A 16,124-nucleotide genomic window follows, 5' to 3' on the forward strand; every position below is an offset into this window, starting at 1 on the left:
CGCCGCGCCGTGAGGCGCCACACAATGTGCTAGTGGAATGCTCTGGAAAGGGCAGCCATAGCGGGTGATAGCCCCGTACACTATAGGAGACTGAGTATGACTATCGGTTTAGTCGGTAAAAAGGCCGGGATGACCCGTGTCTTTACCGAAGATGGCGCTTCTGTGCCCGTGACCGTTATTGAAGTTGATCCTAACCGTGTAACGCGCGTTAAGACCCTTGAGTCTGACGGTTATGCAGCGGTTCAGGTCACCACAGGTTCTCGCAAAGCCAAGCACCTCACCAAAGCGCAAGCGGGTCAGTTTGCCAAGGCGGGTGTTGAGGCTGGTCGTTCACTGATGGAATTTCGTCTTGCAGAAGGCGAAGAATCTCCAGAAGTGGGTGGCGAACTCACCGTATCCCTCTTCGAAGCTGGTCAAATGATTGATGTGACCGGCACCTCTAAGGGTAAAGGCTTCCAGGGTGCTGTTAAGCGCTGGAATTTCCGTACCCAAGACAACACGCACGGTAACTCCCTGTCGCACCGCGCGCCGGGTTCTATCGGCATGTGTCAGACCCCGGGTCGCGTATTTAAAGGCAAAAAAATGGCCGGTCAAATGGGTAATGCCCGTTGCACCGTACAGAGCCTTGAGATCGTCCGTGTCGACGCCGAGCGTAACCTGCTGCTGATCAAAGGTGCTGTTCCGGGCGCGACCGGTAGCGATGTTATCGTTCGCAGCGCCGTGAAAGCTCGCTGAAGGGGATAATTACCAATGAATCTGAATCTTGCTGCAGGCACGGGTACCGTTGAAGTAGCCGACGCCACTTTTGGCAAAGAATTCAACGAAGCGCTGGTTCACCAGGTGGTAACTGCCTATTTGGCTGGTGGCCGTCAAGGTACTCGCGCTCAAAAGAACCGTTCCGACGTACGTGGTGGTGGTAAAAAGCCGTGGCGTCAGAAAGGTACCGGTCGTGCACGTGCCGGTACTATCCGCTCTCCGCTATGGCGCAGCGGCGGCGTAACTTTCGCGGCGCGTCCTCAGGACCATAGCCAGAAAGTAAACCGCAAAATGTACCGTGCGGCGATGCGTTCCATCCTGTCTGAACTCGTACGTCAAGAGCGTCTGATCGCTATTGAAGAGTTTAGCGTTGAAGCGCCGAAGACCAAGCAGGTAGCTGCCAAGCTGAAAGAGCTCAACCTTGAGAAAGTGTTGATCGTTACTGAAGAAATTGACGAGAAGCTCTATCTGGCCGCACGCAACCTTCCCCACGTTGACGTGGTGGATGTCGCTGCAGCTGATCCGGTGAGCCTAGTTGCCTTTGATAAGGTTCTGGTCACCGTCTCCGCCCTGCGTAAATTCGAGGAGAAGCTGGCATGAACCAGGAGCGCGTATTTAAGGTTCTGCTTGGACCGCACGTGACCGAAAAGGCCGCGATGGCAGCCGAGCGCAACCAGTACGTTTTCAAAGTGGCATCTGATGCTACCAAGCCCGAGATCAAGAAAGCCGTTGAAGCACTATTCGGCAAGAAGGTCGGCAGCGTTCAAGTATTGAACGTGAAGGGTAAAACTAAGCGTACTGCTCACGGCGTTGGCCTGCGTAAGGGTTACCGCAAAGCGTATGTGACCCTGGCTGCGGGTGAAACGCTCGAAGACTTCTCTGGCGCCGAATAAGGGCAGGAGTACGGATAATGGCAATCGTCAAGACCAAACCCACATCCGCCGGTCGTCGCCACGTCGTTAAGATCGTTGGTGAAGAACTGTACAAAGGCCGTGCTTATGCACCGCTTTTGGAAAAACAGTCCAAGTCCGGTGGCCGTAACAACTACGGTCGCATCACCACTCGCCACGTGGGCGGTGGTCATCGTCACCACTATCGGTTGATCGACTTCAAGCGCACAAAAGATGGCATTCCTGCCACTGTTGAGCGTCTGGAGCACGACCCGAACCGCAGTGCGCACATTGCACTGCTAAAGTACGCTGATGGCGAGCGTCGTTACATCATTGCACCGAAAGGTGTCAGCGCGGGTGACGTGCTGGAATCTGGTGTAAACGCGCCCATCAAGAAAGGTAATGCTTTGCCGCTGCGCAACATCCCGCTTGGTTCTACCGTTCACGGTATCGAACTGAAGCCGGGTAAAGGCGCGCAGATTGCTCGCAGTGCCGGTACTAGCGCCCAGTTGGTCGCTCGTGAAGGTAATTACGCCACCTTGCGTCTTCGCTCTGGCGAAATGCGTAAAGTACTGGCTGAATGCCGCGCGACCTTGGGTGAAGTGAGCAACTCTGAGCACAGCCTGCGTCAACTTGGCAAGGCCGGTGCGAAGCGCTGGAGAGGCGTGCGTCCGACTGTTCGCGGTGTCGCGATGAACCCAGTCGATCACCCGCACGGTGGTGGCGAAGGCCGCACCAGTGGTGGTCGTCACCCGGTATCCCCATGGGGCGTGCCGACTAAGGGTCACAAGACGCGTAAGAACAAGCGCACCGACAAGCTGATCATTCGTCGTCGTAATAAGACGCGTTGATCTAAATTGCCAAGACATTAAGAGGTAACGGCTGTGCCACGTTCACTAAAGAAAGGTCCCTTCATTGACCTTCATCTTTTGAAGAAGGTAGAGGCTGCAGTGGAGAAGAACGATCGCAAACCGATCAAGACTTGGTCGCGTCGTTCGATGATCCTGCCAAACATGGTAGGCCTCACAATCGCTGTCCATAACGGTCGCCAACACGTCCCGGTGCATGTCTCCGAGGAAATGGTTGGTCACAAGCTGGGCGAATTCGCTGCTACTCGCACTTATCGCGGGCATGCGGCGGACAAGAAAGCCAAACGGTAAGCCAGAGAGGATTGAGAGATGGAAGTCACAGCTAAGCTGCGTGGCGCTCGTTTATCCGCCCAGAAGGCCCGTTTGGTGGCTGACCAGGTGCGCGGTAAACCGGTCGCCGAAGCACTCGACCTGCTGACCTTCTCACCGAAGAAGGCTGCCAAGCTGGTTAAGAAAGTGCTGCAGTCCGCCATTGCAAACGCGGAAGAAAATAACGGCATGGATATAGACGAGCTGCGTGTCTCGACCATCTGCGTCGATGAGGGCATGACGCTCAAGCGTATCAAGCCGCGTGCCAAAGGGCGTGCGGATCGTATCTTGAAGCGCACCTGTCACATCACCGTCAAGGTAGCCGAGAAGTAGGAGTCGACCAGATGGGTCAGAAAGTCAATCCAACAGGCATTCGACTGGGCATCGTCAAAGACCATGCTTCTGTCTGGTATGCCGAGCGCGGCGCCTATGCCGATAAGCTCAATAATGATCTCGAAGTGCGCAGCTTCCTGGAACAGCGTTTGAAAAACGCTTCCGTAAGCCGCATTCACATCGAGCGTCCGGCTAATAATGCCCGCATCACCATTCACACTGCCCGTCCGGGTATCGTGATTGGCAAAAAAGGTGAAGATGTCGACCGTTTGCGTCGTGATCTCACCGAGATGATGGGCGTTCCGGTTCATGTGAACATTGAAGAAGTTCGCAAGCCGGAGCTGGATGCCAAGCTAGTCGCTGCTAACGTAGCGGGTCAGCTTGAGCGTCGCGTCATGTTCCGTCGTGCTATGAAGCGCGCGGTACAGAACGCAATGCGTCTTGGCGCTGGCGGCATTAAGATTCAGCTGTCAGGTCGTCTGGGTGGTGCCGAAATCGCACGTACCGAATGGTACCGCGAAGGTCGCGTTCCGTTGCACACGTTGCGTGCGGATATCGACTACGCCACTTACGAAGCTCACACCACCTACGGCGTCATCGGCGTCAAAGTGTGGATCTTCAAGGGCGAAATCCTCGGTGGTATCGAGGAAGTACGTGCCAAGGCTAAGCAACAGCCTGCCGGCAACGCGCCCAAGAAGAAAGGTTCCAGGTAAGGGGAGAGCGAGTCGATGTTACAGCCCAAGCGTATGAAATTCCGTAAGATGATGAAAGGCCGCAACCGTGGCCTGGCGCATCGCGGAAGCAAGATCAGCTTCGGGGAGTACGGTCTCAAAGCAACCGGTCGTGGCCGCATTACTGCGCGCCAGATCGAAGCCGGCCGTCGTGCGATCACACGTCACGTTAAGCGTGGCGGTAAAATTTGGATCCGCGTCTTCCCTGATAAGCCGATCTCCAAGAAGCCGCTCGAAGTTCGTATGGGTAAAGGTAAAGGTTCCGTTGAGTACTGGGTAGCCCAGATCCAACCGGGTCGGGTCCTGTACGAAATTGAAGGTGTATCTGAAGAGCTGGCCCGTGAAGCATTTGAGTTGGCCGCACAGAAGATGCCCTTGTCCACCACCTTTGCTAAACGGACGGTGATGTGATGAAAGCCCAGGAAATTCGTGAAAAGTCCGTAGGAGAGCTTCAAGAGCAACTCCTCGAGCTACTCCGCGAGCAGTTTAACCTGCGCATGCAGAAGGCCACTGGCCAACTGAGCCAGACTCATCTGCTCAAGCAGGTCCGCCGGGATATCGCCCGCGTGAAGACTATGCTCAACGAGAAGGCAGGTGAATAAGATGGCCGAAGAGAAAAAAACACGTACGCTCACCGGCAAGGTGGTGAGCGATAAGATGGATAAATCCATCGTCGTAATGATCGAGCGTCGTGAGCGTCACCCGATCTACGGAAAATACGTCAAGCGCTCCACCAAGCTGCACGCCCATGATGAGGCGAACCAGGCTAAGGCAGGCGATACGGTTTCCATTCAGGAGTGCCGTCCGCTTTCCAAGAAGAAAGCTTGGACGCTGGTCGAGGTGGTCGAACAAGCCAAGGGTTAATCCCCTTGTCTGTTCAACCAGTGCAGTCAGATTAGGTTTGGAGAAAACCGATGATTCAGACTCAGACAATGCTGGATGTCGCCGACAACAGCGGAGCGCGCCGGGTGCAATGCATCAAGGTGTTAGGCGGTTCACACCGTCGCTACGCTCGCGTTGGTGACGTCATTAAGGTAACGGTGAAGGAAGCGATTCCGCGCGGTAAGGTCAAAAAAGGCCAAGTGCTGAAAGCGGTAGTCGTTCGCACCCGTAGTGGCGTCCGTCGTAGTGACGGTTCGCTGATCCGTTTCGATGGAAATGCGGCAGTTTTGTTGAATAACACCAACGAACAGCCGATCGGCACGCGTATCTTCGGGCCGGTAACTCGTGAACTTCGTAATGAGAAGTTCATGAAGATCATTTCCCTAGCGCCTGAAGTGCTGTAAGGAGCGAGGCGGATATGCAAAAGATCAAACGTGACGATGAAGTCATCGTCATCGCCGGGAAGGATAAAGGCAAGCGTGGCACTGTTAAGCGGGTATTAGAAAACCGTTTCGTGGTGTCCGGTGTGAATATGATTAAACGTCACACCAAGCCTAATCCCATGGCGGGAAATCAGGGCGGTATCGTCGAGCGTGAGGCTCCGATTCACGCGTCCAACGTAGCCATCTTCAATTCGGAGACCGGTAAGGCGGATCGCGTCGGCTTCCAAGTTAAGGAAGACGGTACCAAGGTACGTATCTACAAGTCGACGCAGACGCAGATCGACGCCTAACGCGAGTCGGGTAGCAAAATGGCGAACTTGAAAGAACGTTATCAAAACGAGGTCGTGGCTCAGCTCAAAGAGCAGTTCAGCTACGCCAACGTAATGCAGGTACCCCGGATCACGAAAGTGACTCTGAACATGGGTATCGGCGAAGCGGTCAGCGATAAAAAGCTGATCGATAATGCCATCGGCGACCTGGAGAAACTCTCCGGTCAAAAACCGTTGGTGACCAAGGCACGCAAGTCCATCGCGGGCTTCAAGGTGCGCGAAGGTTGGCCGATTGGTGTCAAAGTTACACTACGCTCAGCGCGTATGTGGGACTTCTTGGACCGTTTGGTGAACATTGCGATTCCCCGCGTGCGTGACTTCCGTGGTCTCAATCCGAAGTCTTTTGACGGTCGCGGCAATTACTCAATGGGTGTGCGTGAGCAGATCATCTTCCCAGAGATCGAGTATGATAAGATCGATCGTATCCGGGGGCTGGACGTCACTATCACTACTACCGCCAACACCGACGAGGAAGGTCGTGCGCTATTAGCGGCACTGAACTTCCCGTTTAAGAAATAAGGGTTGGATCATGGCTAAGAAAAGTATGATAGAGCGCGAGCTCAAGCGTACTCAGCTAGTCGAGAAGTATGCGGCTAAGCGCGCAGAGCTCAAGAAAATCATCTCGGACGTGAACGCTTCTGAAGAAGAACGTTTCGAGGCGACGCTGAAGCTGCAGCAACTGCCGCGTGACTCAAGCCCGGTGCGTCAGCGTAACCGCTGCCGCGTCACTGGCCGTCCGCACGGTTTTTACAACAAGTTCGGCCTTGGCCGTAACAAGCTGCGTGAAGCCGCCATGCGTGGCGACGTCCCTGGTCTGAAAAAGTCCAGTTGGTAACGTCACGTCGAATCATCAGGAGCGCACATTAAATGAGCATGCAAGACACTCTAGCGGATATGTTTACCCGTATCCGCAATGCGCAGATGGCCACCAAGGAGACGGCTACCATGCCGTCCTCCAAGCTGAAAGTTGAAGTGGCCCGCGTGTTAAAGGAAGAAGGCTACATTACCGACTTTACGGTGGCTGAAGGCGTTAAACCCGAGCTGACCGTTACTCTCAAGTACTTCGAGGGTAAGCCGGTTATTGAGCACATTCAGCGGGTTTCCAAGCCGTCTTTGCGCCAATACAAGGGCAAGGACAACCTGCCTAAGGTCGCCGATGGTCTGGGTATCGCGATTGTCACCACCTCTAATGGTGTCATGACCGATCGTGCCGCGCGCCAAGCAGGCGTCGGTGGCGAAGTCATCTGCACCGTATTCTAGGAGGCTGGAATGTCCCGCATAGCGAAATATCCGGTTAAAGTGCCTGCTGGTGTCGAGATTAAAATCGATGCTGGCCAGCTGACCGCCAAAGGCGGCCAGGGCACACTATCTATGACCATTCACCAAGATGTGGTGATTGGTCAAGAAGATGGTCAGCTGACCTTCGCCCCGAGTGAGTCTGCCAAGAGCTGGGCAATGGCCGGTACTACCCGCGCCTTGGTTCAGAACCTGGTAACGGGCGTATCCGAGGGTTTCACAAAAACTCTCGAAATTGTAGGCGTCGGTTATCGTGCCCAAGCTAAGGGCCAGACGCTCAATCTTTCACTGGGCTTCTCGCACCCGGTCGACTATGAACTGCCTAAGGGTGTCTCAGCGGAAACGCCGAAGAACACCGTGATCGTGCTGAAAAGCGCGGACAAGCAGATGCTCGGCCAGTGCGCCGCGGAAATCCGCGCCTTCCGTCCCCCTGAGCCGTATAAAGGCAAGGGTGTTCGGTACGCCGACGAGCAGGTGCGTCGCAAAGAAGCCAAGAAGAAGTAAGGCAGGGTTATGAACGCGAAGAAAGAATCTCGTCTCCGTCGTGCCCGCCGCGCTCGCGCAAAGATCCGCGAGCTGGGCGTGTATCGCCTGTGCGTCAACCGTACTCCGCGTCACATCTATGCGCAGATTATCTCGCCGGATGGTGGCAAAGTGCTAGCCAGTGCTTCTACGCTGGACAAAGCACTGCGCGAGGGTGCGACTGGCAACGCAGAAGCCGCCTCTAAGGTTGGCGCTCTGATTGCTGAACGCGCTAAAGAAGCAGGCATCACCCAGGTGGCCTTCGATCGTGCTGGCTTTAAGTATCACGGTCGCGTTAAGGCTCTGGCCGACGCCGCTCGTGAAGGCGGCCTGGAATTCTAAAGGGTTTTACGATGGCGAAGAACGAACAGCAAAGCGGTGATCTGCAAGAGAAGTTAGTGCAGGTTAACCGCGTCGCCAAGGTGGTCAAAGGTGGTCGTATTTTCGGCTTCACCGCGCTGACCGTCGTTGGTGATGGTAAAGGTCGTGTCGGTTTTGGTCGTGGCAAGGCGCGTGAAGTGCCGGTCGCGATTCAGAAAGCGATGGATCAAGCTCGTCGCAACATGGTCAAGGTCAACCTTGCAGGCCATACGCTTCAGTACCCGGTAAAAGCCCGTCATGGTGCTTCCAAGGTGTACATGCAGCCGGCTTCTGAAGGTACCGGTATCATCGCTGGCGGCGCTATGCGCTCTGTACTAGAGCTTGCTGGCGTCCATGATGTACTGGCCAAGTGCTACGGTTCCACCAACCCGGTTAACGTGGTACGGGCGACTGTTAAAGGTCTCTCCTCCATGCAAGCACCGGAAGACGTGGCCGCTAAGCGCGGTCTGTCTGTCGAAGCGATCACGGGGTAAGGCACCATGGCAGCAACGATCAAGGTTACCCAGATCCGCAGCACCATCGGCGTTTTGCCCAAGCACAAGGCTACTATGAAAGGCCTGGGTCTGCGTCGCATCGGTCACACGGTTGAGCTGGAAGACACCCCTGCCGTACGCGGCATGATCCACAAGGTTAACTACCTTGTGCGCGTTGAGGGAGAGTAATCCATGAAACTCAATACCCTGAGCCCTGCACCGGGCTCCAAACACGCTGAAAAGCGCGTTGGTCGTGGTATCGGTTCCGGTCTTGGTAAGACCGGCGGCCGTGGCCACAAAGGTCAGAAATCTCGCAGTGGCGGCAGCGTCAAGCCTGGTTTCGAAGGCGGTCAGATGCCACTACAGCGTCGTTTGCCGAAGTTTGGCTTTACGTCTGCTAAGTCGCTGGTATCTGAAGAAGTACGTCTGGCTGAACTTGCTAAGGTTGCTGGTGACGAAGTCACTATGGAAACTCTGAAGCAAGCCAACGTGCTGAAGGATGCGACGCTTCACGCGAAGATCATCCTTTCTGGCGAACTGAACAAGGCGGTTACCGTTCGTGGTATCAAGGTCACCAAAGGTGCCCGTGAAGCGATCGAAGCCGCCGGCGGCAAGGTAGAGGACTAAATGGCCAAGTCAGGAAATATGCCGGCGATGGGCAGCGGTCTGAGTGAACTGTGGGCGCGTTTGCGCTTCGTACTCCTCGCCATCGTGGTGTACCGTATTGGTGCCCACATTCCCGTTCCCGGTATCAATCCTGACCAGCTTGCTGCCTTGTTTAGGGAGCAACAGGGCACCATCCTAGGCATGTTCAACATGTTCTCAGGTGGCGCCCTGGAGCGTATGAGCGTCCTCGCCTTGGGCATAATGCCCTACATTTCGGCGTCGATTATCATGCAGCTCATGACTGCAGTCTCTCCTCATCTTGAGCAGCTCAAGAAAGAGGGTGAGGCTGGCCGCCGCAAGATTAGCCAGTACACCCGCTACGGCACGGTGATACTGGCTCTTGTCCAGGCGACCGGCATGTCGGTCGGTCTGGCTAGCCAAGGCATCGCATACAGCGCTGACTTTAGCTTCTATTTCACCGCCGTGATTACGTTTGTGTCAGGTGCGGTGTTTATGATGTGGCTAGGTGAGCAGATCACCGAGAAGGGTATTGGCAACGGTATTTCGCTGCTAATCTTCGCGGGGATCGTTGCTGGGCTGCCCAGTGCCGTCGGGCAAGCATTCGAGCTTGCTCGTAATGAAGGGGCCTGGAATGTTCTTCCGCTGTTAGCGCTGTCAGTGCTAGGTATTGCTACCGTTGCATTTGTGGTATTCATCGAACGCGGTCAACGCCGTTTGAAAGTGAATTACCCTAGGCGACAGGTTGGCAATAAGATGTATGCAGGTCAAAGCAGCTATTTGCCTTTGAAAGTGAATATGGCTGGTGTTATTCCAGCAATTTTCGCCTCCAGTATTTTGCTCTTCCCGGCCTCAATTGGTCAGTGGGTTGGTGCTGGCGAAGGAATGGAGTGGTTGCAGCGTGCATCACAAGCGTTAGGCCCTGGCCAACCGCTTTACATCTTGCTTTTCGCGGCGGCAGTGGTATTCTTCTGCTTCTTTTACACAGCGCTGGTCTTCAACCCCAAGGATGTGGCTGACAATCTCAAAAAGTCAGGCGCTTTCCTGCCGGGCATTCGCCCCGGCGAGCAGACCGCTCGCTATATCGATAAAGTAATGACTCGTCTTACTTTGTTCGGTGCCTTGTATATCACTGCGGTTTCCTTGATGCCCCAGTTCCTGATAGTCGCTTGGAACGTGCCGTTTTTCTTCGGTGGTACCTCGCTTCTAATCGTGGTTGTGGTCATCATGGACTTCATGGCCCAGGTGCAGTCGCATCTCATGTCGCATCAATATGACTCGGTGATGAAGAAGTCCAACCTGAAAGGCTACGGTAGCGGCGGCATCACGCGCTGAGGCGCGCCGTTGCGATTTGGAGAGAACGATGAAAGTTCGAGCTTCCGTAAAGAAGATGTGCCGTAACTGTAAGATCATTCGTCGCAATGGCGCTGTCCGCGTCATTTGCATCGAACCGCGGCACAAGCAGCGCCAGGGTTAATTCCTGGGTTGTTTTTAAGCGGGTGCCGGCATACCCCTTGCCATAAGGCTTATAAAGGGGTATGCTGTTGCGCCTTTTGTAGATGAATAAACGAGCAAGCCGCTCAAATTTCGGAGTAAGCTGATGGCCCGTATTGCAGGCGTCAATATCCCGGACAACAAGCATGCGGCGATCTCGCTGACCTATATCTTCGGGATTGGCCGTACCCGCGCACAGCACGTTTGTGCTGCTGCCGGTATCGCGCCTACTGCCAAGATCCAGGATCTATCTAGCGATGAGCTTGATACCCTGCGTTCTGAAGTTGGCAAGTACACCGTAGAAGGCGACCTTCGTCGTGATGTTACGCTTAATATTAAGCGTCTCATGGACTTAGGCTGCTACCGTGGTCTGCGTCATCGTCGTAGTCTTCCGCTGCGTGGTCAGCGGACTAAGACTAACGCGCGTACCCGTAAGGGCCCGCGTAAGCCGATCCGCAAATAATACGCAGGCTCTTTAATAGAGAGTTGACGTAAAGACAGGAATAGACATCAACATGGCTAACCCGCGTAGTAACCGTAAAAAGGTTAAAAAGCAGGTAGTGGACGCCGTAGCGCACATCCACGCTTCTTTTAACAACACGATCGTGACGATCACAGACCGCCAGGGCAATGCTCTTTCATGGGCAACTGCCGGTGGTTCGGGTTTTCGTGGTTCTCGTAAGAGCACCCCGTTCGCTGCTCAAGTGGCAAGTGAACGTGCAGCAACTGCTGCAGCCGAGTATGGTGTGAAAAACGTAGACGTGCTGGTCAAAGGCCCCGGTCCTGGCCGTGAATCCGCTGTGCGCGCTCTCAATGCCGCCGGCTTCCGCGTGCAAAGCATCATTGACGCGACGCCCATTCCCCACAATGGCTGCCGTCCGCCTAAGAAACGCCGCGTTTAAGGAGACAGATTCATGGCTCGTTATATTGGACCGAAGTGCAAACTGTCTCGTCGTGAAGGCACCGATCTCTTTTTAAAGAGTGGCGTGACTCCCTTCGAGAAAAAGTGTAAATCCGAGCAAATCCCGGGTGTACACGGCCAGCGTCGTCAGCGTCTTTCCGACTACGGCTTGCAGCTTCGCGAGAAGCAAAAAGTACGCCGTATGTATGGCGTACTCGAAAAGCAGTTCCGCAACTATTACAAAGAAGCCGCTCGCCTGAAAGGTGCGACTGGTGAAGTATTGTTGCAGTTGCTTGAATCCCGACTGGATAACGTCGTCTACCGCATGGGCTTTGGCTCGACTCGCTCTGAAGCGCGTCAGCTGGTCAGCCACAAGGCGATTTCTGTGAACGGCCGTACTGTTAACGTTGCTTCTTATCAAGTGAAGCCCGGTGACGTTGTAGCTGTTCGCGAAAAGGCGAAGAACCAAGCACGTATTCAACACTCGTTGACCATTGCGGCCAACCGTGGCGACATCGCTTGGATCGAAATCGACGCCAAGAAGATGGAAGGCACTTTCAAGGCTCTGCCTGAACGCGGTGACCTGACTGCCGACATCAACGAAAACCTGATCGTCGAGCTGTACTCCAAGTAAGCAGTTTGATTTACATTTCTGCTTCTTGAGACCTGGGCGGGGTAGCAAAGCTAACCGCCCAGATGCTCTTGAGTAGTGTGCTCTAGAGTACTCAGTATCCGTTTGGCAGCCTGAAAGGTGTTCATATGCAGCGTTCAGTGACAGAGTTTCTTCGCCCTCGCGACATCAAGGTCGAAGAAATCAGCGCACATCATGCCAAAATCGTTCTCGAACCGTTCGAGCGCGGCTTTGGTCACACCCTGGGGAATGCACTTCGTCGCATTCTGCTTTCGTCTATGCCCGGCGCTGCCGTGGTAGAGGCTGAAATTGCCGGTGTAGAGCACGAATACAGTGCACTCGAAGGGGTGCAGGAAGATGTCATCGAAATCCTCCTGAACTTGAAAGATGTTGCGATCAAGATGCACAGCCGCGACGAGGCGGTGCTCTCGCTGAACAAGCAGGGCCCAGCTGTCGTCACCGCTGGCGACATTGCGCTTGATCATAGCGTCGAAATCGTCAACCCGGATCACGTCATTGCTCATGTCAATGAAGGTGCCGAGCTGAAAATTCAGCTTAAGGTAGCGCTGGGTCGTGGTTACGAACCGGCTGACGCTCGTGGCTCTGATGAGGAGACACGTGCAATTGGCCGCCTGCAGCTGGATGCCACCTTCAGCCCTGTTCGGCGTGTTTCCTATTCGGTTGAAGCCGCTCGTGTTGAGCAGCGTACCGACCTCGATAAGCTAATTATCGATCTGGAAACCGACGGTACACTGGATCCGGAAGAGGCTATCCGTCGCAGTGCGACCATTCTGCAAGAGCAGCTGGCCGCCTTCGTCGACCTGGAAGCTGATAAAGAACAGGAAGTCGAAGAGGAAGAGGATCTTGTTGATCCTATCCTATTGCGCCCCGTAGACGATCTTGAGTTGACAGTTCGCAGCGCTAACTGCCTAAAAGCCGAGAATATTTATTATATTGGTGATCTGATCCAGCGCACTGAGGTTGAGCTGCTGAAGACACCTAATCTTGGTAAAAAGTCTTTGAATGAAATCAAAGATGTACTGGCAGCGCGCGGCTTGTCCCTCGGTATGCGGCTGGAAAATTGGCCACCCGCTAGCCTGAAGGACGACAAGGCCTCCGCGTGAGTGTCGACTCGAGTCCCAGTTTGGTAAGGAATTACAACCATGCGTCATCGTAAGAGTGGTCGTCATCTGAATCGTACCAGCTCGCATCGTCAGGCCATGTTTAAGAACATGTCTGTCTCGCTGGTCGAACATGAAGTCATTAAGACAACCCTGCCTAAGGCCAAGGAACTGCGTCGCGTTATCGAGCCGCTGATTACCTTAGCTAAGCAGGATAGCGTTGCAAACCGTCGTTTGGCATTTTCCCGTACGCGCTCTAAAGAAGCCGTCGGCAAATTGTTCAACGAGTTAGGTCCGCGTTATGCCGAGCGTCCGGGTGGCTACATCCGTATTCTCAAGTGCGGTTTCCGCACAGGCGACAACGCACCTATGGCGTTCGTTGAGCTAGTAGATCGCCCGGTTGTTGAAGAAGCAGCGGCAGAAGAGTAAGTTTCTCTGCGCTGTCACTCAGCAAGAATGAAAACCGACCCCCTTAGGGTCGGTTTTTTTTGGTCTATTCATTGTGTTTCCAAGCGATATACTGCTTAGTTAATTCACTTGCCGAGTTACCGTGCTAGTCTTAGATCGTTAAAGTGTGCTAATCAGGTCATTCGCAGGCAAGGCGACATCACGACAAATAAGAAAGGGGCATGTATGGCAACAAGGGGAATGTACTCAACAAAAGTCGCGTGTTGGTGGCTTCCATTGTCTCTGATGGTATTGCTGTTGGGGATTGCGACAGCTGCCCAGGCAAATCCGCGCTATGCGGGTATCGTGGTAGATCTGGAAAACGGGGAAGTTTTGTACGCCGAGAATGCCGATGAGCGTCGCTATCCTGCATCGTTAACCAAGATGATGACGCTGTACCTTACGTTTGAAGCATTGGAAAGCGGCGAACTTCGTTTAGATCAGCCGCTGCCGGTGTCTGCTCAAGCCGCAGCAATGCCAGCCACTAAATTGTGGTTATCGGCAGGTAGTACTATTCCTGTAGATACTGCTATACGTGCGTTAGCAGTGCGGTCAGCGAATGATGTCGCTGTCGTAGTAGCCGAAGCGTTAGGAGGAAGCGAACAACGCTTTGGGGCAATAATGACAGATAAAGCTCGTGAACTGGGTATGAATGCCACTACCTTTCGTAATGCCTCTGGTCTGCCTGATGATCAACAGGTAACGACTGCTCGAGATATGCTGACCCTCTCCGTTCGAGTGATGAAAGACTTTCCTCAGTACTATCACTATTTTGGGCTGCAAGAATTTACTTATCGCGGTACCCGCCATACCAGCCATAACCGTTTAGTGAAAAACTACCCAGGGGCAGATGGCCTTAAAACCGGCTTTATCCGTGCATCGGGTTTTAACGTGGCGACAACGGCTGTTCACGACGGTCGTCGTTTGGTGGGAATTGTAATGGGGGGCTTTAGTGGGGCGTCTCGAGATACTCATATGGCTAACCTATTAGACCGTAGCTTTGCACGTGCAGCCCTACGAGACCAGCAGACATGGCTGGCGAATACCAATTTTTCTAGCGAATATATGGCTTTTTCTGGTCCTGTTGCTCGCCCCCTTTCTCGGCCTGTAACAACGCCACCTGCAGCTAGTCGTCCCGTACTGGCGAGTGACGGCACTACTAGGAATGATTTAACCGCGACCAGGTTGTCCCCTTTACCAGCTTCTTCTACGCCGTCTGTCGAAGTTGAAGAGCGCCTTTCACGCTCAATGGAAGAAGCGGCGGAAGCATCTACAACCAATGCCCCAGACCCACTTGCTGCTTTTCTTGAACGTGAGCGAGAGCTTGCCGGAGTGCCCCAGGGAGCAATCTCCTCAGATAGCTGGGGCATTCAGGTAGGGGCTTTTAGCCAAGCGGCACGCGCTGAGCAACTGGCTCGTCAAGCAGCTCAACGACTACCCCATGAAGTGGGTGGACGTGTTGCTATCGATGCGCTAGAGGGCCAAACAACAGTATTCCGCGCTAGGGTCGTGGCACTGGATGAACCGCGTGCAAGGCGTGCCTGTAGGTCGTTAAAGGCGCAGGGTATGGAGTGCATGGTGGTCAACGCAAGCTTATAAAGCCACACGACAATCGCGACCCCGCCAGTGTCCCATTGGCGGGGTTTTTTATTAGTGTTGAATTCCGCTAGATAGTGTCCGGAAAGTAAGGAGAGCATCGTGACTACGTCGTTAAAAGGCATTCTCTGTATGTGCTTGGGGGTGCTGTTCTTAGCGTTGGGTGATGCGGTGTCGAAATGGCTAGGTGAAGTGCATTCGCCGTTACAGATTATTTTCTTTCGTACCGTAGTGTCATTACCGTTAATTGCACTCTTGGCTTATTTCTCAGGTGGATTACGCAAGCTGCGTACCGCGCGGCCTCGTGTGCATTTGTTAAGAGGGGTAATTTACACTGCCACCATGGTCTGCTTTGTTTGGGGGCTAACGCTGATGCCGCTTGCCGAAGCCACAGCGATTGCATTTGTAGCGCCGCTGTTTGTCACGCTGCTGTCGGTGCCGCTGCTTGGTGAGCGTATTGATTCACCGGTACTGATAGCATCGTTAGTTGGTTTTGTTGGTGTATTAATTGTGGTTCGCCCAGGTGGTGGCGCGTTTCAGGTGGGCGCGCTGACCCTTCTGGGGGCGGCAGTTTTCTATGCATTGCTGATGATTACTGCGCGTCGCTATGGCGCTCGGGAGCACCTATGGGCAATGGTATTTTATATGACGTTAGTACCTTTTTTACTGACAACTATTAGCTTGCCCTGGGTGTGGCAGACCCCGCAGCCCTGGCACTGGTTGGGTTTTTTAGCCGCCGGTGTATTAGGTATCGGAGCCACCGCATTTATTACCCTAGCCTTTCGCTTTGCCCCAGCGGCTATTGCAGCACCGTTTGATTACACGGCCATGCTGTGGGCGGTACTGTTGGGTTGGTGGTTCTGGGGAGAACTGCCTGACCTATGGGTATGGGTGGGCAGTGCGCTGATTATGGGCAGCGGGCTAGCGATTGCCTACCATGACCGCCGTACGACGCTGAAGCGTCGCCCAACTGCGTAAACGTGTTGGCCGCTGGGTGAGCAACAGCGTTGTTACCTCTAAGGGTTATCAAACAACTGATTACGGCTACTTTTTGATCTGGATCATCAAAGTTGGTAGCTGGGCAAGACAGAGGGCT

The 16,124-nt window shown here is 54.1% G+C and carries 29 protein-coding genes; all 29 read left to right on the top strand.

Going from position 1 to position 16,124, the window contains the following annotated elements; genetic code table 11:
- Positions 1-96: 96 nt before the first annotated feature.
- Positions 97-735: a 50S ribosomal protein L3 gene (rplC, locus tag K1Y77_RS00910; RefSeq protein ID WP_009723904.1), complete on the top strand. Its 639-nt coding sequence runs from the start codon at positions 97-99 to the stop codon at positions 733-735.
- A gap of 15 nt (positions 736-750) precedes the next feature.
- Positions 751-1,356 carry a 50S ribosomal protein L4 gene (rplD, locus tag K1Y77_RS00915; RefSeq protein ID WP_030074211.1) on the top strand — a complete coding sequence of 202 codons (606 nt, stop codon included), beginning with the start codon at positions 751-753 and terminating at the stop codon, positions 1,354-1,356.
- Positions 1,353-1,649 carry a 50S ribosomal protein L23 gene (gene rplW / locus K1Y77_RS00920; RefSeq protein ID WP_009723902.1) on the top strand — a complete coding sequence of 99 codons (297 nt, stop codon included), beginning with the start codon at positions 1,353-1,355 and terminating at the stop codon, positions 1,647-1,649. Before rplD ends, rplW begins: the two co-directional genes overlap by 4 nt.
- A gap of 17 nt (positions 1,650-1,666) precedes the next feature.
- Positions 1,667-2,497: a 50S ribosomal protein L2 gene (rplB, locus tag K1Y77_RS00925; RefSeq protein WP_030074210.1), complete on the top strand. Its 831-nt coding sequence runs from the start codon at positions 1,667-1,669 to the stop codon at positions 2,495-2,497.
- A 33-nt stretch (positions 2,498-2,530) separates the two neighbouring features.
- On the top strand, positions 2,531-2,806 hold the full coding sequence (gene rpsS, locus K1Y77_RS00930) for a 30S ribosomal protein S19 (protein WP_009098993.1): 276 nt from the start codon (positions 2,531-2,533) through the stop codon (positions 2,804-2,806).
- A gap of 18 nt (positions 2,807-2,824) precedes the next feature.
- Positions 2,825-3,157 (top strand): 50S ribosomal protein L22, encoded by a 333-nt coding sequence (gene rplV / locus K1Y77_RS00935; RefSeq protein WP_010626471.1) that lies wholly within the window; start codon positions 2,825-2,827, stop codon positions 3,155-3,157.
- 11 nt (positions 3,158-3,168) lie between these two features.
- Positions 3,169-3,870 carry a 30S ribosomal protein S3 gene (gene rpsC / locus K1Y77_RS00940; RefSeq protein ID WP_030074209.1) on the top strand — a complete coding sequence of 234 codons (702 nt, stop codon included), beginning with the start codon at positions 3,169-3,171 and terminating at the stop codon, positions 3,868-3,870.
- Between the two features lie 15 nt (positions 3,871-3,885).
- On the top strand, positions 3,886-4,299 hold the full coding sequence (gene rplP / locus K1Y77_RS00945) for a 50S ribosomal protein L16 (protein ID WP_007112000.1): 414 nt from the start codon (positions 3,886-3,888) through the stop codon (positions 4,297-4,299).
- Complete coding sequence (gene rpmC / locus K1Y77_RS00950) at positions 4,299-4,490, top strand: 50S ribosomal protein L29 (RefSeq protein ID WP_009723898.1); 192 nt, start codon at positions 4,299-4,301, stop codon at positions 4,488-4,490. Before rplP ends, rpmC begins: the two co-directional genes overlap by 1 nt.
- A gap of 1 nt (position 4,491) precedes the next feature.
- On the top strand, positions 4,492-4,752 hold the full coding sequence (gene rpsQ / locus K1Y77_RS00955; protein WP_009723897.1) for a 30S ribosomal protein S17: 261 nt from the start codon (positions 4,492-4,494) through the stop codon (positions 4,750-4,752).
- A gap of 50 nt (positions 4,753-4,802) precedes the next feature.
- A complete protein-coding gene (gene rplN, locus K1Y77_RS00960; protein ID WP_009723896.1) occupies positions 4,803-5,174 on the top strand; it encodes a 50S ribosomal protein L14 in 372 nt (123 codons plus the stop codon).
- Positions 5,175-5,188: 14 nt separating this feature from the next.
- Positions 5,189-5,503 carry a 50S ribosomal protein L24 gene (gene rplX / locus K1Y77_RS00965; RefSeq protein ID WP_009723895.1) on the top strand — a complete coding sequence of 105 codons (315 nt, stop codon included), beginning with the start codon at positions 5,189-5,191 and terminating at the stop codon, positions 5,501-5,503.
- 18 nt (positions 5,504-5,521) lie between these two features.
- Positions 5,522-6,061, top strand: a complete 540-nt coding sequence (rplE, locus tag K1Y77_RS00970; RefSeq protein WP_009723894.1) for a 50S ribosomal protein L5 — start codon at positions 5,522-5,524, stop codon at positions 6,059-6,061.
- Positions 6,062-6,071: 10 nt separating this feature from the next.
- Positions 6,072-6,377, top strand: a complete 306-nt coding sequence (rpsN, locus tag K1Y77_RS00975; protein WP_009723893.1) for a 30S ribosomal protein S14 — start codon at positions 6,072-6,074, stop codon at positions 6,375-6,377.
- A 32-nt stretch (positions 6,378-6,409) separates the two neighbouring features.
- Positions 6,410-6,802 carry a 30S ribosomal protein S8 gene (gene rpsH, locus K1Y77_RS00980; protein ID WP_009723892.1) on the top strand — a complete coding sequence of 131 codons (393 nt, stop codon included), beginning with the start codon at positions 6,410-6,412 and terminating at the stop codon, positions 6,800-6,802.
- Positions 6,803-6,811: 9 nt separating this feature from the next.
- Positions 6,812-7,342 (top strand): 50S ribosomal protein L6, encoded by a 531-nt coding sequence (gene rplF / locus K1Y77_RS00985; RefSeq protein WP_009723891.1) that lies wholly within the window; start codon positions 6,812-6,814, stop codon positions 7,340-7,342.
- Positions 7,343-7,351: 9 nt separating this feature from the next.
- Entirely contained in the window at positions 7,352-7,702 is a 351-nt protein-coding gene (gene rplR, locus K1Y77_RS00990) for a 50S ribosomal protein L18 (protein ID WP_009723890.1), read from the top strand.
- An 11-nt stretch (positions 7,703-7,713) separates the two neighbouring features.
- Positions 7,714-8,214, top strand: coding sequence for a 30S ribosomal protein S5 (rpsE, locus tag K1Y77_RS00995; RefSeq protein WP_007111990.1), 501 nt, complete (start codon positions 7,714-7,716; stop codon positions 8,212-8,214).
- 6 nt (positions 8,215-8,220) lie between these two features.
- Positions 8,221-8,403 (top strand): 50S ribosomal protein L30, encoded by a 183-nt coding sequence (gene rpmD / locus K1Y77_RS01000; RefSeq protein WP_009723888.1) that lies wholly within the window; start codon positions 8,221-8,223, stop codon positions 8,401-8,403.
- A 3-nt stretch (positions 8,404-8,406) separates the two neighbouring features.
- Complete coding sequence (gene rplO / locus K1Y77_RS01005) at positions 8,407-8,841, top strand: 50S ribosomal protein L15 (protein WP_030074208.1); 435 nt, start codon at positions 8,407-8,409, stop codon at positions 8,839-8,841.
- Complete coding sequence (secY, locus tag K1Y77_RS01010; RefSeq protein ID WP_030074207.1) at positions 8,842-10,173, top strand: preprotein translocase subunit SecY; 1,332 nt, start codon at positions 8,842-8,844, stop codon at positions 10,171-10,173.
- Between the two features lie 28 nt (positions 10,174-10,201).
- The gene (rpmJ, locus tag K1Y77_RS01015) at positions 10,202-10,315 is read left to right on the top strand and encodes a 50S ribosomal protein L36 (RefSeq protein WP_009099023.1); all 114 of its coding nucleotides are present in this window, start codon (positions 10,202-10,204) and stop codon (positions 10,313-10,315) included.
- A gap of 123 nt (positions 10,316-10,438) precedes the next feature.
- A complete protein-coding gene (gene rpsM / locus K1Y77_RS01020; RefSeq protein WP_030074206.1) occupies positions 10,439-10,795 on the top strand; it encodes a 30S ribosomal protein S13 in 357 nt (118 codons plus the stop codon).
- Between the two features lie 52 nt (positions 10,796-10,847).
- Positions 10,848-11,234 (top strand): 30S ribosomal protein S11, encoded by a 387-nt coding sequence (rpsK, locus tag K1Y77_RS01025; protein ID WP_027337525.1) that lies wholly within the window; start codon positions 10,848-10,850, stop codon positions 11,232-11,234.
- 12 nt (positions 11,235-11,246) lie between these two features.
- Positions 11,247-11,867, top strand: a complete 621-nt coding sequence (rpsD, locus tag K1Y77_RS01030) for a 30S ribosomal protein S4 (protein WP_030074205.1) — start codon at positions 11,247-11,249, stop codon at positions 11,865-11,867.
- 125 nt (positions 11,868-11,992) lie between these two features.
- A complete protein-coding gene (locus tag K1Y77_RS01035; protein ID WP_009723881.1) occupies positions 11,993-12,988 on the top strand; it encodes a DNA-directed RNA polymerase subunit alpha in 996 nt (331 codons plus the stop codon).
- Positions 12,989-13,027: 39 nt separating this feature from the next.
- Complete coding sequence (gene rplQ / locus K1Y77_RS01040; protein ID WP_030074204.1) at positions 13,028-13,414, top strand: 50S ribosomal protein L17; 387 nt, start codon at positions 13,028-13,030, stop codon at positions 13,412-13,414.
- Between the two features lie 264 nt (positions 13,415-13,678).
- Positions 13,679-15,031: a serine hydrolase gene (locus tag K1Y77_RS01045; RefSeq protein WP_264019201.1), complete on the top strand. Its 1,353-nt coding sequence runs from the start codon at positions 13,679-13,681 to the stop codon at positions 15,029-15,031.
- 99 nt (positions 15,032-15,130) lie between these two features.
- Positions 15,131-16,006: a DMT family transporter gene (locus K1Y77_RS01050; protein WP_264429880.1), complete on the top strand. Its 876-nt coding sequence runs from the start codon at positions 15,131-15,133 to the stop codon at positions 16,004-16,006.
- Positions 16,007-16,124: the final 118 nt, after the last annotated feature.

This window comes from Halomonas qaidamensis, from assembly GCF_025917315.1.
Classification (GTDB): domain Bacteria; phylum Pseudomonadota; class Gammaproteobacteria; order Pseudomonadales; family Halomonadaceae; genus Vreelandella; species Vreelandella qaidamensis.

Bases quoted from the DNA above. Each gene is read 5' to 3' on its own strand.
- rpsD (WP_030074205.1), top strand. From the start codon at position 11,247: ATGGCTCGTTATATTGGACCGAAGTGCAAACTGTCTCGTCGTGAAGGC.
- rplE (WP_009723894.1), top strand. From the start codon at position 5,522: ATGGCGAACTTGAAAGAACGTTATCAAAACGAGGTCGTGGCTCAGCTC.
- rpsM (WP_030074206.1), top strand. From the start codon at position 10,439: ATGGCCCGTATTGCAGGCGTCAATATCCCGGACAACAAGCATGCGGCG.
- rpsE (WP_007111990.1), top strand. From the start codon at position 7,714: ATGGCGAAGAACGAACAGCAAAGCGGTGATCTGCAAGAGAAGTTAGTG.
- rplN (WP_009723896.1), top strand. From the start codon at position 4,803: ATGATTCAGACTCAGACAATGCTGGATGTCGCCGACAACAGCGGAGCG.
- rpsK (WP_027337525.1), top strand. From the start codon at position 10,848: ATGGCTAACCCGCGTAGTAACCGTAAAAAGGTTAAAAAGCAGGTAGTG.
- rplV (WP_010626471.1), top strand. From the start codon at position 2,825: ATGGAAGTCACAGCTAAGCTGCGTGGCGCTCGTTTATCCGCCCAGAAG.
- rpsN (WP_009723893.1), top strand. From the start codon at position 6,072: ATGGCTAAGAAAAGTATGATAGAGCGCGAGCTCAAGCGTACTCAGCTA.
- rplF (WP_009723891.1), top strand. From the start codon at position 6,812: ATGTCCCGCATAGCGAAATATCCGGTTAAAGTGCCTGCTGGTGTCGAG.
- rpmC (WP_009723898.1), top strand. From the start codon at position 4,299: ATGAAAGCCCAGGAAATTCGTGAAAAGTCCGTAGGAGAGCTTCAAGAG.
- rpsH (WP_009723892.1), top strand. From the start codon at position 6,410: ATGAGCATGCAAGACACTCTAGCGGATATGTTTACCCGTATCCGCAAT.
- rpsQ (WP_009723897.1), top strand. From the start codon at position 4,492: ATGGCCGAAGAGAAAAAAACACGTACGCTCACCGGCAAGGTGGTGAGC.
- rplQ (WP_030074204.1), top strand. From the start codon at position 13,028: ATGCGTCATCGTAAGAGTGGTCGTCATCTGAATCGTACCAGCTCGCAT.
- rpmJ (WP_009099023.1), top strand. From the start codon at position 10,202: ATGAAAGTTCGAGCTTCCGTAAAGAAGATGTGCCGTAACTGTAAGATC.
- rplC (WP_009723904.1), top strand. From the start codon at position 97: ATGACTATCGGTTTAGTCGGTAAAAAGGCCGGGATGACCCGTGTCTTT.
- rplW (WP_009723902.1), top strand. From the start codon at position 1,353: ATGAACCAGGAGCGCGTATTTAAGGTTCTGCTTGGACCGCACGTGACC.
- secY (WP_030074207.1), top strand. From the start codon at position 8,842: ATGGCCAAGTCAGGAAATATGCCGGCGATGGGCAGCGGTCTGAGTGAA.
- rplP (WP_007112000.1), top strand. From the start codon at position 3,886: ATGTTACAGCCCAAGCGTATGAAATTCCGTAAGATGATGAAAGGCCGC.
- rplX (WP_009723895.1), top strand. From the start codon at position 5,189: ATGCAAAAGATCAAACGTGACGATGAAGTCATCGTCATCGCCGGGAAG.
- rplO (WP_030074208.1), top strand. From the start codon at position 8,407: ATGAAACTCAATACCCTGAGCCCTGCACCGGGCTCCAAACACGCTGAA.
- rpmD (WP_009723888.1), top strand. From the start codon at position 8,221: ATGGCAGCAACGATCAAGGTTACCCAGATCCGCAGCACCATCGGCGTT.
- rpsC (WP_030074209.1), top strand. From the start codon at position 3,169: ATGGGTCAGAAAGTCAATCCAACAGGCATTCGACTGGGCATCGTCAAA.
- K1Y77_RS01045 (WP_264019201.1), top strand. From the start codon at position 13,679: ATGGTATTGCTGTTGGGGATTGCGACAGCTGCCCAGGCAAATCCGCGC.
- rplB (WP_030074210.1), top strand. From the start codon at position 1,667: ATGGCAATCGTCAAGACCAAACCCACATCCGCCGGTCGTCGCCACGTC.
- K1Y77_RS01035 (WP_009723881.1), top strand. From the start codon at position 11,993: ATGCAGCGTTCAGTGACAGAGTTTCTTCGCCCTCGCGACATCAAGGTC.
- rplD (WP_030074211.1), top strand. From the start codon at position 751: ATGAATCTGAATCTTGCTGCAGGCACGGGTACCGTTGAAGTAGCCGAC.
- rplR (WP_009723890.1), top strand. From the start codon at position 7,352: ATGAACGCGAAGAAAGAATCTCGTCTCCGTCGTGCCCGCCGCGCTCGC.